We start from the raw sequence: 14138 nt of genomic DNA on the forward strand, positions 1-14138 counted from the left end.
TTTATGACCAGCTTTCCTATTTATGCACTTCCGAATCATAATTTTTTTGAAAATCAATCAAATAATTTATGCTGAGCCTGCGTTTTTTCTTAAAGGTTTGAAAATAATTCGATTTTTTAAATTGGCATGTTGGATTGAGTCAACATACCATCTCCATATTTACTTCTCTCATAATTAAATAAGCCTTTTTTATTCAATGACTTAGGGTTGCTGTGTTGCTTTGCATACTAATACCATTTGCCGAAAACAATTAATACCAATCAAATAAAAGTAATACCACATGAATACCGCTTGACAATTGGTATTGACAAATCTAAAGTGAAGTTTCTTCAAAAATTGATATGTTTAGCTGATTTTAAATCATCAACAAGCGATTTAATTAGGTGAATATTCCTGTGGGGGGAGTTTTTTTGAAGTCGTTTCATTGAGAGCCTGACCAACGAGTTGCTAAATTTGTTCCAACATGGCGAACTTGCTTGGTCGGGAATTCAAAACCGAAACTGTGAAAAGTGGTCTTTATCTGGTTTTGATTATTCTCTTAAAGTGGTTTGGTTTTTCTTGATAAGTGGTAAGTCGCGCGAAGCAGCATAGGATGTTGAAATCTGCTACGCATTGAATGTGTTTTGGTTTTTATGGAAGTCTTGGGGGAATAAATGAAAAGTAATTTGAAACCTGGTTTGACGCCTATTGCATCAGCCGTTTCTATGCTGGTGATGACAGTTGCGATGTCTGCACAAGCGCAACAAGTCGACACTAAGAAAGAGGAATCTCAGCAAGTCACTGTGACTGGCATTCGTATGGCACTGCAAAGTGCAGTGAACATCAAGCGTAATGCGAATTCTGTTGTTGACGCAGTGTCGGCTGAAGATGTCGGTAAATTGCCAGATACTGATGTTGGCGAATCATTGGGTCGTATTCCAGGTGTGACTGTTGGCCGTGCATTCGGCCAAGGTGCTTCTGTATCTGTGCGTGGATCTGATCCACAAATGACTTACACGACTTTGAATGGTCAAACAGTCGCCTCGACAGGTTGGTATGATCAACAGGCGCTGGATCGCTCATTCAATTATTCATTATTACCTTCTGAATTGATTGGTGGTATGGATGTGTATAAATCGTCCCAGGCAGATTTGACGGAAGGTGGTATCGGCGGCACCGTTATCGTAAAAACACGTAAACCATTAGACATGAAATCTGGCACCGCCTATGTTGGTGCTAAGGCTGGTAAAGGCAGTGTGAGCGATAAAGTATCGACTGATTTGTCGGGCATGTTCAGTTGGAAAAATGATGCCAATACTTTTGGTGTGTTAATCGCAGGCGCGCACGAGAAAGGTGACTATATTCGTCGTGGCGTAGAATCTGATTCTCGTTGGTCTGCTGACGTTGCGCCAACTACATTTGTGCAAGAACGTAAACGCTCTGCGCTCAATATCAATCTACAAGCACGTCCAGTGCAAGGCTTGGATTTAGGTTTGAATTATATGAAGTTGGAATTGGATGCAGATAACTCCAACACCAGTCACTATATTTTCCATGATCCAAACTGCACGCAACGCAATACAAGCGTTAAATCTGCCTTTAACCCAGATGGCGTTTGTTTGAAGAGTAATACAACTGCCGCTAAAGCGAGTGATGCTTTCCTTCAAACTTGGGCACGTCAAGGTAAAATGACTTCTGATAGTTTCACCTTAAATGCAACTTATAAAGGCGAAGGCTACAAATTAGATGCGATGGCGGGAACCACCAAGGCAGACGGCGGTACTTCAATGACAACCAACTATTCTTATGGTTGGTGGACAGCTGGGGCAACTTTGCCTAAATGGACAGGAGCGATTGACGCTACTGGTAAACAGATTGTAATTTCTCCAGCATCGAGCCAAAACGTTTCAGTAGCGAATTTGCCAGCAAAAACTGGTCCAGCTGGTTCTTGGGCTACCTCACGCGGACCGAACGCAGATAAAGAAAATTTCGCTCAAGCTGACTTAAGTTTGAACGTCAATTGGGGTGCGATTACGTCTTTCAAAACTGGTTTCCGCAAATCTGATCACACTTTCAGAAAGGCGACAGATCGTGCATCTTTTGCTGCAACGGCGAAAGAGGTTGCTACTTCCAGCTTGTACGACGGTAGTATGGCAATGGGTTCATTGGGATGGTCATCGCCACGTCCAAATATCGCAGCAATGATGGCGAATACAAATCAAAATGTGACTGGCTGGATTGAAGAGCGCGGCGGTTATGGTAAGTTGAATGAAGACAATACTGCGCTTTACGGTATGTTTAATTTTGAACAAGAGCAATGGCATGGAAATTTTGGTCTGCGTTACATTAGTTCTGATGTCACCGCAGAAGGTTATAAGTTGGATGGTACAGCGGTCGCTGCTGGCGATATCGCACAAAATGCTGGTTGGGGTCGTACGAAAAAAACAGAATCAGCCAGCTATAACGATGTATTGCCAAGCTTGAACGTGGCATACGATTTGAATAGTAATTCCATTTTGCGTTTTACTGCATCACAAGCCATCACGCGTCCAAATTATGAAAACATGTTTATTGCAACGCAATCAGGTTTTCAAGACACAGTAGCTGGCAACGAGACCGTGAGTTTTGGTAGTGCAGGCTTGAAGCCAATGAAGTCAACGCAGTTTGATTTGGGCGTGGAATACTACTATGGGAAAGGTAATTTGTTCTCATTGATGTACTTCCACAAAGATATCAATAACTTTATTACGACTGCAACCAAGATCAATCAATCAATTGGTGTAGTGAGTCCTGACAGCGGTAAAGATAGTTGGACTGTGAATCAGTACATTAATGCAGGTGGTGGAAAAATTAATGGTATTGAAGCCCAAATTAACCATGCATTCGACAATGGCTTTGGTGTCGTTGCTAACTACACTTTGTCTGATGCGAAAGCACCATCAACAAGCTATCAGGATCAATTGAATGTATTCACATTGTCTTCTAAGCACAATGCCAATTTAGTTGGTTACTGGGAAAATGAGACTTATTCTGCGCGTTTAGCCTATAACTGGCGCTCCAAATACATGGTACGTGAAACAGGTTGGTATGGAAATCGTATGCATGATGCCTACGGTACTTTGGACGCTAGCTTTGGCTGGAACATCAATAAGAATCTTCGTTTGGCATTTGAAGCAACAAATCTGCTGAAAGAAGATGATGTGCAATATGGTGCAGCTGCAGCGAATACGACGGTGAAAGATCCATTGAAGATGGGTTATCCAGCGTGGTCATTTATTGGCGAAAGAATGTATAGAATCAGTTTGAGCGCGAAGTTCTAATCGATTCTTAGTTTCGTCCTTGTATAAAACAGCCCGACTTTTCATCGGGCTGTTTTTCTTTTGGTAGATCAAAAATCGTAAAAAGTATTGACGGTGAGTCGACCTTTACGTGGATCATCCGTGATGCTGATTGCCGGATTGATGCAGGCGGTATGTAGCAAGCTACCGTGATACATCACCAGTCGATTAAATTTCGCAGGGATCATACCGAGAAATTGAAATTGCTCGGTAGAGTCGTCGAAATAGCGCTGCGCTGGACGCTTTGCATTGATTTCTTGGTAGTACACATCTAAGTAATGCTCACGCGTGCTTTCGGTAATTTGTTGTAGTCCTGTTGCATTGTGTCGATAGAAGCCCGTGCCTCCATGTCGTTCGTTGCAAAGATAAAGTAGAACTGCCATATGGTAAGGTGTACTGGCATCGAAATGCGGCGTCCGTTGTAAAGGTCCGAGCTCAGACGCCGGCATGGTGGTTAGCGAGAAGGCGCAAATACTTTTTCTTAATGCTAGTTGCTCAGGTATATGAAAATTGGTCTTGATGATCGGTTCAAGAAAATCGGTCAGATTCAATGAGTAATCGGTTGGTGCTTGCGCTCTGATGCCAGGGTAACCTTTATGGTCCGCATAACCAGGATAGCGACTGAATTCGCTGTTGACTGCAATTTCAAGTAAATGGCTTGGGTTTTCCAGAAAATCATCAATGATTAAGGCTTGATGGTCTCCAATCTGGACGGATTGAATAACCGGATTTTCGTTAATCGAAAAGTGTTGACTCATGGTTCGCCATTCTAAGATTTTTGCTTAAGTTAATTTTTCGGTGGAACAGTGAAAACGTCACGCCCCTGCTATTTTAAATTGTCTGCATATGAATCAGGTGTATCGCCAATAAAAATCTTCAGATCGTTTTCCTCAATACATTTCCTTTGTGCGATGGGCACAGACATGCATCTTTCGAGTTGTTTCTTTCGTTGTTTCTAAAGCATTCAGGTAGTAATAAGGTGTTCCTAAAAATTATTTTTATTTTGATTTCTTGATGTGCAGGCTTGTTAGATAAGTGGCTTTATGTTCAATGAAATTGGTCTGCATCTCAGTAAATGGCCTGGTGTTGGATTGAGTCAACATACCAATAAGTTGGGGTGGGTTAATTTTTAGAATAAATCTGATTGTAAACAAGTAGTTAGGTTTAATCGCTTTCTATTTGTGTTAATACCAATATAGATTATTTGCATGATACCAATCAAATAAATGTAATACCACATGAATACCGTTTGACAATTGGTATTAATAAAATTAAAGTGAAAGCTCTTCGAGATCTGTAAATTATTCCTGTGGGGGGAGTATTTAGTTTGAAGTAGTCAGATGCTGGAGCGGCACGACAATTTGTATTGATGTGCTTGTTTGGGAAATGAGAGCGTCGATATCACTCGTATGGATTGATGATGTCGTGTTTGGGTTCCGGAGTGAGTAGATGATTTTGAAATTGGTGCAATGATTTGCTGGTAGTTAGGTGACTTAGCGAATCATCTGCATTTTGGAAGTTTGATGAAATCCTTGGGGGAATACATGAAAAGTAATTTGAAACTAAATCTGACACCTATCGCTTCTGCGGTATCTGTTTTGATCGTGACGGCAGCGATGGCAACATCGATGTCGGTACAGGCGCAGCAAGCAGACACGAAAAAGGACGAGACACAGCAAGTGACAGTCACTGGTGTTCGTGCATCAATGCAGCAGTCCTTGAATCAAAAACGTAATGCTGAGTCACACATTGAAGTGATTACTGCCGAAGACATCGGTAAGATGCCGGACAAAAACGTCGCGGATTCTTTGCAACGTGTTTCTGGCGTGACGACTAGTTCAGCTTCTGGTAACGAAGGTGGTTTCGATGAGAATGATCGCGTCAGTATGCGTGGTACGAATCCAAGTTTGACACAAACTTTGATTAATGGTCACAACATGGCTGCTGGCGATTGGTTTGTCTTGAACCAATCTGGTGCTGGTGTCGGTCGTTCTATTAGCTATACCTTGTTGCCTTCTGAATTAGTTGGTCGTATCGAAGTCAATAAATCTTCACAAGCAAGCTTGGTAGAAGGTGGTGTTGCAGGCTCGATCAATGTGATCACGCGTAAGCCATTGGAATTTAAAAAGCAATTAACAGCTGAAGCGTCATTGGGTGTTGTTTATGCTGATTTGCCAAAGAAATCAGATCCACAATTGAGTGGTTTGATTAACTGGAAAAATGATGCAAATACTTTTGGTTTGATGGTGCAGGCGTTCTCAGAGAAGCGTAGTTTGCGTCGTGATGGTCAAGAAATTTTAGGTTGGTCTCAAATTGCTGCAAATAGTCCAATGGCTAAATCCAATCCAGATTTGGCTGGTGCTTATTATCCAAGCTTGATGGGTTCAGCATTGTTTGAGCAAACGCGTCATCGTACCGGTGGTTTAGTTAGTGCACAATTCAAGCCAAGCAAAGAATTTGACATTGTTTTAAATGGCTTTAGCTCGAAGTTGGATGCAGCGAACTACAATCGTAACTATATGTTCTGGGGTTCACGCATTATCGATAGTGGTAATGGACAAGCACCTGAGCCAGGTTACACAGTCGCGAATGATGGTGGCGTGAAGACTTTAACTAGCGCGACTTTCAAGCCAATCGCAGGCAATACATACGGCGTGTATGATCAAATCTCCCGTCCAGATGCAGGCTCAGAAGTTAATTTCTTTAGCGCTGATGCAACTTGGAAAGCCAATGCCGACTTGAAATTTAATGCGCAATTGGGTACGTCAAAAGCGACAGGTAAAACACCAACGCAAGACGTGGCTGAGTGGAATGTTGGTGTTGGTTCCGGTGCATCTTATCGTATCAATGGTGTCGATAATGCGGCAGATTGGAAGTTAGGAAATACCAATTACGGAAGCCGTGCAAACGATACCTTGGGTTGGGTATTTGGTTATCAAAATACGATAGTCGACGACAAAGAGTCTTGGGCGAAGTTGGATGGCGAGTATCAATTAAATCAAGGTGTATTCAGTACATTGAAATTTGGTGTACGTGCTACCGAACATAAACGTAGTAGCGATGCTGCGCTCGGTCAAGGTCCTGGCTGTAAAAATGCTGCTGGTACGCAAGCACCTTGGGATTGGTCACAATCTACATGGTGTCCAGCTGGCACGATCGCGCAAAACGATCCAGCTAAGTTCCCATCCACAGTCAGCCAATATCCTTCTAATTATGGTTCTGGTTTAGGTGGCAATTTCCCATCGAATATTTGGTATTACACACCAGCGCAATTGGCTGAATTTAACAAGTATTCGAACCGCGACAATAACGGAACACGTCTTGACTATGGTACGCAGTTTGCTTTGAAAGAAAACGTCAATGCGTTCTATGTACAAGGAAACATGGAGGGTGAAGGTTGGAGTGGTAATGTTGGTCTGCGTTATGTACAAACGAAGGAAAACGTCGTGTCCACTTTGACTGGCCCAGGTGCAGGTCAGAAGACATCTGATTTTGGTACTTTCCATTTCGCGACAACTGAAAATACCTTTAACGATATTTTGCCAAGTTTGAATTTGCGTTTTGATGTGCAGAAAGATTTGGTTGCTCGTTTCGCGGTTTCTAAAACGATGACGCGTCCAGACTTTGGTGCATTGGCTAGTGCAATTAGCTTGAGTCCACCAGCAACGGCAACAGGCGTTGGTAGTGGTAGTGGTGCGAATCCAAACTTGAAACCAATTCGTTCTAATAATTTGGATGTTTCCTTGGAATGGTATTTTGCGCCACGTGCTTTGTTGTCTGGTAGCGTGTACTACATGGATTTGACTAGCTATGTTGGTATTGGTCAAGTTTCACGTAGTTACTTCACGACTAGCGCTGCAATTCCTCAAGGTGCGATGGTTCCATACGTGTTGAGCGTACCAGTCAACACAAGTGCGAAAGTGAAAGGTTTTGAGTTGGCATACGAACAGCCAATTGGTGCTAACTTCGGTTTTGCTACGAACTACACTTACGCTGATGCAAAAGACGCCAAAGATCAAGAAGTGGTTGGTGCTTCTAAGAACACGTATAACTTGAGTGGTTACTATGAAGACGACACGTTCAATGCGCGTCTGTCCTATAGCTATCGTTCAGCGTTCTACAGTGGCTTGGATCGTGAGACAGCATTCTCACAAGCTGCAACAGGATCTTTGTCTGCTTCTTTAGGTTACAAAATCAATGAAAATTTTGCGATTTCATTTGATGCGCATAACTTGAATAAGCCAACCTTGAAGTATTTCGCTTTGAATGAGAACCAACCACGTTCAATTTATCAAAGTGGTCGTCAATACTATTTGACTCTGCGCGCGAAGATGTAATTGAGATGTAATCAAGCGACGGTCGTCGTAGGAAACGATGGCGACCGGTTTTTGTCAGTGTCAAAGAAAGGAGTGACGAGGCCATTAGCTTCGTCATTTTTTTTCGCTCTTTGTTTTGTTCGATGGCTATGTATTTTTGCGCGTTTTTCTGAGCATAAAGCTGGGTTCTGCTTCACTAGCAAATTGACGCAATATTGTTGTGTTGAAACGAAAGAATGAAGAAAATTTTAAATACCACTTAAATACCTATTGACAGCCACTTTGGAAACACCTAAAGTGTTCTTATATCTTAAATTTTGTCTATCGCTACTTGATAGTTAACGTTTTTTCTTTGGAAATGCCCGTGAGCCAAATGCAGCAAAATCAGCAAATTCAATCGACGCAAATTCAATATCTGATCGGTGTTGATGGTGGTGGCACTGGTACGCGCATCGTGTTGACGGATAGAAATGGTATTGAACTTGCTCGCGGTACCGCCGGTCCGTCTGGATTGATGCATGGAGCAAGCGCTGCGTGGAAAGCTATTTTATCAGCAATTGAGCAGGCATTTGCAACAAGTGGTATTGTTGCTCCTGCATTTCAGCAGATCGCGATTGGTTGTGGTTTGGCTGGTGTGAATAATAAGCTTTGGGCAGCGGAGTTTGTCGCTGCAAATCCAGGTTTCGGTATGCTATTTGCTGAAACCGATGCGGGTACAACCTTGCTTGGAGCGCATCAGGGCAAACCAGGCGCGATTATCGCTCTTGGAACTGGTAGTGTCGGTGAGGTCATGTTGGCTGATGGTAGTCGGCGTGAAGTTGGCGGTTGGGGATTCCCTTCAAGCGATGAGGCAAGTGGTGCTTGGATGGGCTTGCGGGCAATTAATCATGTACAGCATGTACTGGACGGACGCGCCGCAGGTGATGAGTTTGCAACGGCTATTATCGATTTTTGTGGTGGTAATAAAGATGCGGTTTTTGCTTGGTTAGGCGGTGCGACGCAAACCAAATTTGCGCAGTTAGCGCCTTTGGTCATCCAATATGCAGCACGTAATCAAAAAGCGAAAAGCATCTTAATAGAGGCAGGGATAGAAGTAGAAAAAATGGCGAATGCCTTAGATCCGAATTGTGAAATGCCGATCGCTTTATGCGGCGGTTTGGCAGATGCGGTTTGGAACTATTTGCCAGAAAAATTATTGCAGCGCGTAAGTAAACCAATCGGTGATTCTTCTTCCGGTGCGCTTATTTTGGTCAGAAAACATTTGATGAAGTCGTAGTTCAAATTAAAGACTTCAGAAACTCCAGAGACTTAGAGGGATAAAAAATATGCTGGCACAACTGCTCGATTTTAAACCTGATGGTGATAGTTCTACGCCGCTGTATTTGCAGTTGGCAAATAAGTTGGCGAACGGAATTCATAATGGTTATTGGCAGCCAGATGAGGCTTTGCCTTCTGAACGGGTATTGGCTGAAACCTTAGATATTTCGCGTGTGACTGCGCGTAAGGCAATTGAGATGTTGTGTGAGCGTGGCTTATTAACGCGCAAGCATGGTTCCGGTACGTATATCACACCAAAATTAGAGCAACCTTTGTCGCGTTTGACGAACTTCAGTGAAGAATTACGTCAACGTGGTTTCATGCCTGGCTCGCAGTGGTTGTCCCGTGAAACTGGTGTGGCGTCACCAGAAGAAATTTTATCTTTAGGACTATCTCCGCATTCCGTAGTTTCACGCTTGAAGCGTTTGCGTACCGCAGACAATGTGGTCATGGCAATTGAGAGTACGACTATTCCTAATCTGTATTTGCCTAATCCTAAATTGGTAACAGATAGTTTATATGGTTACCTTGATCAGAATAATGCATCGCCAACGCGAGCGTTGCAGCACATTCGTGCTGTCAGCGCGACTGCAGAGCAGGCCAAGCTGATCGGCTTAAAGCAGGGCACGGCGATGCTGTTGATTACGCGTGTCGGTTATCTAGCAAATGGTGCGGCGGTCGAGTTAACGCATTCGTATTGCCGCAGTGATTACTATGACTTTGTAGTGGAGTTGTTTAGATGATTTCAGTGCAGCAAGCTCAACAATCTCCGATGCAAACTAAAATGCAAACCATACAAGGCAATGTATTGACTGCGGATGGATGGGTCGCTGGAACAATTTCTTTTGCAGACAAGATTGAAGAGATACAAGGTAGTGCTGTTGATCCACGCTCGAATAATGCTGCTTATATTTTGCCTGGCTTTATCGATTTGCACGTGCATGGTGCTGGTGGTAAAGACACCATGGAAGCAGGCGACGCAGTTCAGGTAATCTCACGCATGCATGCGCAGCATGGTACGACCAGTATGCTGGCAACCACGATGACCGCGCCCATGTCTGATTTAGAGGCCGCATTGCAAGCGTTGGCAGGCGTTTGCCAACAGCGTACTGCAGGTTCTGCGCGCGTGTTAGGCGTGCATTTGGAAGGGCCTTACATTAATCCAGGTAAGTTGGGTGCACAACCCGATTTCGCGCATGCTGGATCGCTTGAACAAGTAAAATATTTAGACGCGATTGCGCCGATTAAATTGATTACCTTAGCACCCGAAGTGGAAGGTAATTTAGCGATGGTCAGCCAATTGACTGCGCTTGGTATGCGCGTGCAATTAGGCCATACCTTAGGTACTTACGAAGATGGTGTGGCAGCGCTAGAGAATGGTGCTAGCAGTTTCACCCATTTGTACAATGCGATGTCGCGTCTTGATCATCGCGCACCAGGTATGGTTGGTGCAGCTTTGGCGCACGCGAATTTTGCTGAAATTATTCCAGATTTATTGCATGTTCATCCCGGTGCTATTAAAGCAGCGATGCGTGCGATCCCAAAAGTATATTGTGTAACAGATTCTACTTCTGCCTCTGGGATGCCAGACGGCGAGTACATGCTTGGTCGTCAAGTGGTGCATAAGTGTTTAGGCGGTGTGCGTTTAGCCGACGGTACTTTAGCTGGTAGCACTTTGACGATGGATCAAGCGCTCAGAAATTTAGTCAAGATTGGTTTAGAGCTAGACGATGCATCTAAACGCGTTTCTACCTACGCAGCAGATTTTTTAGGATTATCTGATCGCGGCCGTCTGCAAGTAAATGCTTATGCAGATTTAGTAGTTCTTGATCGGGATTTGAATCTAGTTGCTGTTTATATCGAGGGAGAAAAAATTGAGCTCAAAGATGCTTAAAGAAGCGTGTTCGTCTGGGGAATTTGTTGCTGCACAGTTAGGTCATGATCGTGAACGATTTATAGAATTAGGGAAGCAATTACGCGCGACGCCACCTTCTTCTGTGGTGACGATTGCGCGTGGTAGTTCGGATCATGCAGCAAATTACGCTGCTTATTTAATGATGGCGCGTTTGGGTCATATCGTCGCTTCTTTGCCGATGTCTTTAGTGACCTTGAACAAGTCGCCATTGCTGGTGAAAAATGCGCTGGCAATTGCGATTTCGCAGTCGGGACAAAGCCCTGACGTGGTCGAGCCTATCCGTTATTTTAGTGAACATGGTGCGACCACGGTTGCTTTAGTAAATGATGCAAGTTCGCCATTGGCGCAAAGCGCGCAATGGACTATGCCCTTGCATGCAGGACCAGAATTAAGCGTCGCTGCCACCAAAAGTTTTATTACCTCTTTAGTCGCTGGCGCACGTTTGGCAGGTCATTGGCAAAATGATCCAGCGTTCTTAGCGGGAATTGAAGAGCTGCCACAAGTTTTGCACGCTGCTACCCAATTAGATTGGTCGAATGCTTTAGATGTGTTAGTACCTGCGCAACGTATTATGGTAGTCGGTCGCGGCATTAGCTTTTCTGTTGCTTTGGAATCTGCATTGAAGTTCAAAGAGACTTCAGTCATCCAAGCAGAAGCGTTTAGTGGTGCAGAGATTAAACACGGACCGATGGCATTGATCGATGATGGCTATCCATTATTGATTTTCGCAACGCGTGGTCCGGCACAAGCTGGCTTGATTGCCTTGGCAGAAGAAATGCGTGGACGTGGTGCGAACGTTTTGTTAGCGGCTCCAGCAGATGTCAAAGAACGTAACTTGACATTGGCAACTACAGCGACGCCTGATCTTGATCCTATCGCAGCGATACAATCTTTTTACGTGATGGCTGCACATCTGTCAGTGGCACGTGGTTTAGATCCAGATAAGCCACGTCATTTAAGTAAAGTCACCAAGACGAATTGATTGGAACAAGCGGGCGATCATTTAGCATGAAGTCCGCTTTTCTTTTAGCCTATTTTCATTAGCCTCTTTTTGGAAATGTAATGACTCATATTAGTAAAGAAGAAGCACGCCGTATCGCAGGACAGTCGATCATGATTCGCATGCCGGAGACGGTATTAAGCGAAACAACCGCAAATTTTATTCGTGAAAATCATATACGCGCGATTTGTCTGTTTCGCCAAAACATGGTGAATCAAGATCAATTGACCAAATTGACCAGCGACTTACGTGCAGTAATGGGAACAGAAGCCCTGATCGGTATCGATCAAGAGGGCGGCGCGGTGGTTCGTGCTACTTGGGTACCTCAACCACCAGCAGCAATGTCTCTTGGCGCTAGCAATGATCCTGAGCTTTGTCGCCAAGTTGGCGCGGCAGTGGCGCGTAGTGTGAAAGCATTGGGATTTAATTGGAACTTCGCACCGGTTTTGGATTTAAATAACAATGTCAATAATCCTGTGATTTCCGAGCGTTCGTTTGGGGCTGACCCAGTGCGAGCGCATCAATTGGCGAGTGCGTGGATGGAAGGCAGTTTAAGCGAAGGTGTCGCATGTTGTATCAAACACTTTCCAGGCCATGGTGATACGCATGTTGATTCGCATCGAGATTTACCTGAAGTGAATAAGTCACGCGCGGAGCTTGATGCCTTGGAATTAGCACCATTTAAAGCTGCCGCCAAAAATGCACCTGCAATGATGACGGCGCATATTGTTTATCCACAAATTGATCCTGAGAATCCAGCAACGATGTCAAGCAAGATTTTGACTGGTATCTTGCGTGATGAGTGGAATTATCATGGTGTAGTGATTACCGATGGCATGGATATGCACGCGATTGCTGGACGCTATGGTGTTGGCGCTGCGGCGGTGAAAGCATTAGCAGCAGGTGCGGATATGGTGATGGCGCTTGGTAATACCGAGACGCAAATAGAAACCTTAAACGCCTTGGCACTGGCGATTGAAAGTGGTGAAATACCCTATAGCGCTGTGCAGAAGAAGTTGCAACGTATTCGCCAGCTTGCACAACAATATCCTAGTTTGAAGGGGCACTATGACCAACAAACGGAAGATGCCGACCGTGTTTTGATGGCGCAAGCTTGGCAACGCGGATTAACGATATATCGTCAAGCAGTACCGCCAAAACCTGGCAGTCGAGTGCGCTTGGTCATAAGTGCAGACGTGGTCAGCGATGGTGTGTCAGAAGCGGGTATCCCAGCGCATAAAGTCGCCTCAATGTTGTCGCAAATCTATGATGCACAGACCAGCACTTTCGATGATGCTTCTAGTTTTGATTGGTCGAGTATTCCTGCCGATGGAAGAACGCTTATTTTGGCATCAACTGTCAGAATTCGCTATAACGAACATGCTCGTAAAACGTGGAAGCCCGATTTACACTTGGTTTTGTGGAATCCATTTCAAACGCTCGATATCGATGCTCCAGCGTTGATCTCTTATGGCTTTGCAGAACCTGCTATTCAAGCTGTTGGGGCCTGGTTATCAGGAAAGGCCGAAGCGAGTGGGCAGGTTCCTGTTGCGAATTTTGATCAGTTAGCAGCGTCTTAAAAGGATTTTTATGCCTTGCTCATGGTGCTAATTGGGCTAAAAAATAAGGTAGGAAAGTAAGCTAATAAAGTAAGTGAACAAAGCCAGAATATGCTTAAGTATTCTGGCTTTTTTTATCAATTTAAAAGATGCGCAGGAATACTCATCTCTTCAGCTTTAGGCAGGCTTAGGGCTAAATCCCAGCCGGCTGCGCGTTCCGCATCGATTAATAATTTACAAAAACCGTGAAGCAGATTGTTTTCCAATCGTAGGTCTATCGATTGTCCTTGTTGCGCAATAAATTGAATGACCAGAGGCGAATTAGCTTTCAAATGGAAATTAATCGATTCAAGCAATAAGGGAACTTCACCGTGAATTGCTTTGCGCTCTTGGCTTTGGTAACTTTGTCCAAAATTACCTTCTTCTTTAATTTGATCAACTGCTTCTTCGTGTTCGATCTGAATTAACTCTTCACTTGCGAATGCTGTTTCAGGCCGATTTAAGCGCATATGCGAACTAATTGACTCCATCAAGACGGGCCACAGTCTTTGAAGCATGCGACGTGTGATGAACAATTGAACTTCTTGTTTTTCATCTAACTCGGTTTCTTTATTTTTTGTAGAAAAACCAATTCTGAGCAAGATGCGATCTTCGTTTATCAGGTAGGTTAAATTAAGTTGTTCTAATTGCATAGCTTGTTGATGTAACGCAAAA

General features: G+C 44.0%; 9 protein-coding genes. 7 read left to right on the forward strand and 2 right to left on the reverse strand.

Annotated features, from left to right (window positions below; translation table 11 throughout):
* Window positions 1–653 precede the first annotated feature (653 nt).
* Window positions 654–3299 carry a TonB-dependent receptor gene (locus tag IE103_RS15015; RefSeq protein ID WP_189346950.1) on the forward strand — a complete coding sequence of 882 codons (2646 nt, stop codon included), beginning with the start codon at window positions 654–656 and terminating at the stop codon, window positions 3297–3299.
* A gap of 68 nt (window positions 3300–3367) precedes the next feature.
* Here the strand turns inward: IE103_RS15015 and IE103_RS15020 are convergent, their stop codons facing one another.
* A complete protein-coding gene (locus IE103_RS15020) occupies window positions 3368–4075 on the reverse strand; it encodes a DUF6445 family protein (RefSeq protein ID WP_229827309.1) in 708 nt (235 codons plus the stop codon).
* Between the two features lie 786 nt (window positions 4076–4861).
* Here IE103_RS15020 and IE103_RS15025 point away from each other — a divergent pair.
* From IE103_RS15025 to nagZ, 6 genes are all read left to right on the forward strand, one after another.
* Window positions 4862–7654 carry a TonB-dependent receptor gene (locus tag IE103_RS15025; protein ID WP_229827310.1) on the forward strand — a complete coding sequence of 931 codons (2793 nt, stop codon included), beginning with the start codon at window positions 4862–4864 and terminating at the stop codon, window positions 7652–7654.
* Window positions 7655–8006: 352 nt separating this feature from the next.
* Window positions 8007–8909: a glucosamine kinase nucleotide-binding domain-containing protein gene (locus IE103_RS15030; protein WP_189346995.1), complete on the forward strand. Its 903-nt coding sequence runs from the start codon at window positions 8007–8009 to the stop codon at window positions 8907–8909.
* Window positions 8910–8958: 49 nt separating this feature from the next.
* Window positions 8959–9693 (forward strand): GntR family transcriptional regulator, encoded by a 735-nt coding sequence (locus IE103_RS15035; protein ID WP_189346951.1) that lies wholly within the window; start codon window positions 8959–8961, stop codon window positions 9691–9693.
* A 41-nt stretch (window positions 9694–9734) separates the two neighbouring features.
* Complete coding sequence (gene nagA / locus IE103_RS15040) at window positions 9735–10844, forward strand: N-acetylglucosamine-6-phosphate deacetylase (RefSeq protein WP_229827311.1); 1110 nt, start codon at window positions 9735–9737, stop codon at window positions 10842–10844.
* Window positions 10837–11847, forward strand: a complete 1011-nt coding sequence (locus IE103_RS15045; RefSeq protein WP_189346952.1) for an SIS domain-containing protein — start codon at window positions 10837–10839, stop codon at window positions 11845–11847. Before nagA ends, IE103_RS15045 begins: the two co-directional genes overlap by 8 nt.
* An 80-nt stretch (window positions 11848–11927) precedes the next feature.
* Window positions 11928–13445, forward strand: coding sequence for a beta-N-acetylhexosaminidase (nagZ, locus tag IE103_RS15050; protein ID WP_189346953.1), 1518 nt, complete (start codon window positions 11928–11930; stop codon window positions 13443–13445).
* Between the two features lie 116 nt (window positions 13446–13561).
* On the opposite strand, the gene IE103_RS15055 is transcribed toward nagZ, so the two are convergent.
* Complete coding sequence (locus IE103_RS15055) at window positions 13562–14116, reverse strand: hypothetical protein (RefSeq protein ID WP_189346954.1); 555 nt, start codon at window positions 14114–14116, stop codon at window positions 13562–13564.
* Between the last annotated feature and the right edge of the window lie 22 nt (window positions 14117–14138).

The sequence above is a fragment of the Affinundibacterium macrobrachii genome (genome assembly GCF_014652415.1).
Taxonomy (GTDB): Bacteria; Pseudomonadota; Gammaproteobacteria; order Burkholderiales; family Burkholderiaceae_D; genus Undibacterium; species Undibacterium macrobrachii.

What these genes read in the sequence shown, in the direction of transcription:
- IE103_RS15030 (WP_189346995.1), top strand. Translation starts at nt 8,007, where the DNA reads ATGCAGCAAAATCAGCAAATTCAATCGACGCAAATTCAATATCTGATC.
- nagA (WP_229827311.1), top strand. Translation starts at nt 9,735, where the DNA reads ATGCAAACCATACAAGGCAATGTATTGACTGCGGATGGATGGGTCGCT.
- IE103_RS15045 (WP_189346952.1), top strand. Translation starts at nt 10,837, where the DNA reads ATGCTTAAAGAAGCGTGTTCGTCTGGGGAATTTGTTGCTGCACAGTTA.
- IE103_RS15020 (WP_229827309.1), bottom strand. Translation starts at nt 4,075, where the DNA reads ATGAGTCAACACTTTTCGATTAACGAAAATCCGGTTATTCAATCCGTC.
- nagZ (WP_189346953.1), top strand. Translation starts at nt 11,928, where the DNA reads ATGACTCATATTAGTAAAGAAGAAGCACGCCGTATCGCAGGACAGTCG.
- IE103_RS15015 (WP_189346950.1), top strand. Translation starts at nt 654, where the DNA reads ATGAAAAGTAATTTGAAACCTGGTTTGACGCCTATTGCATCAGCCGTT.
- IE103_RS15025 (WP_229827310.1), top strand. Translation starts at nt 4,862, where the DNA reads ATGAAAAGTAATTTGAAACTAAATCTGACACCTATCGCTTCTGCGGTA.
- IE103_RS15055 (WP_189346954.1), bottom strand. Translation starts at nt 14,116, where the DNA reads ATGCAATTAGAACAACTTAATTTAACCTACCTGATAAACGAAGATCGC.
- IE103_RS15035 (WP_189346951.1), top strand. Translation starts at nt 8,959, where the DNA reads ATGCTGGCACAACTGCTCGATTTTAAACCTGATGGTGATAGTTCTACG.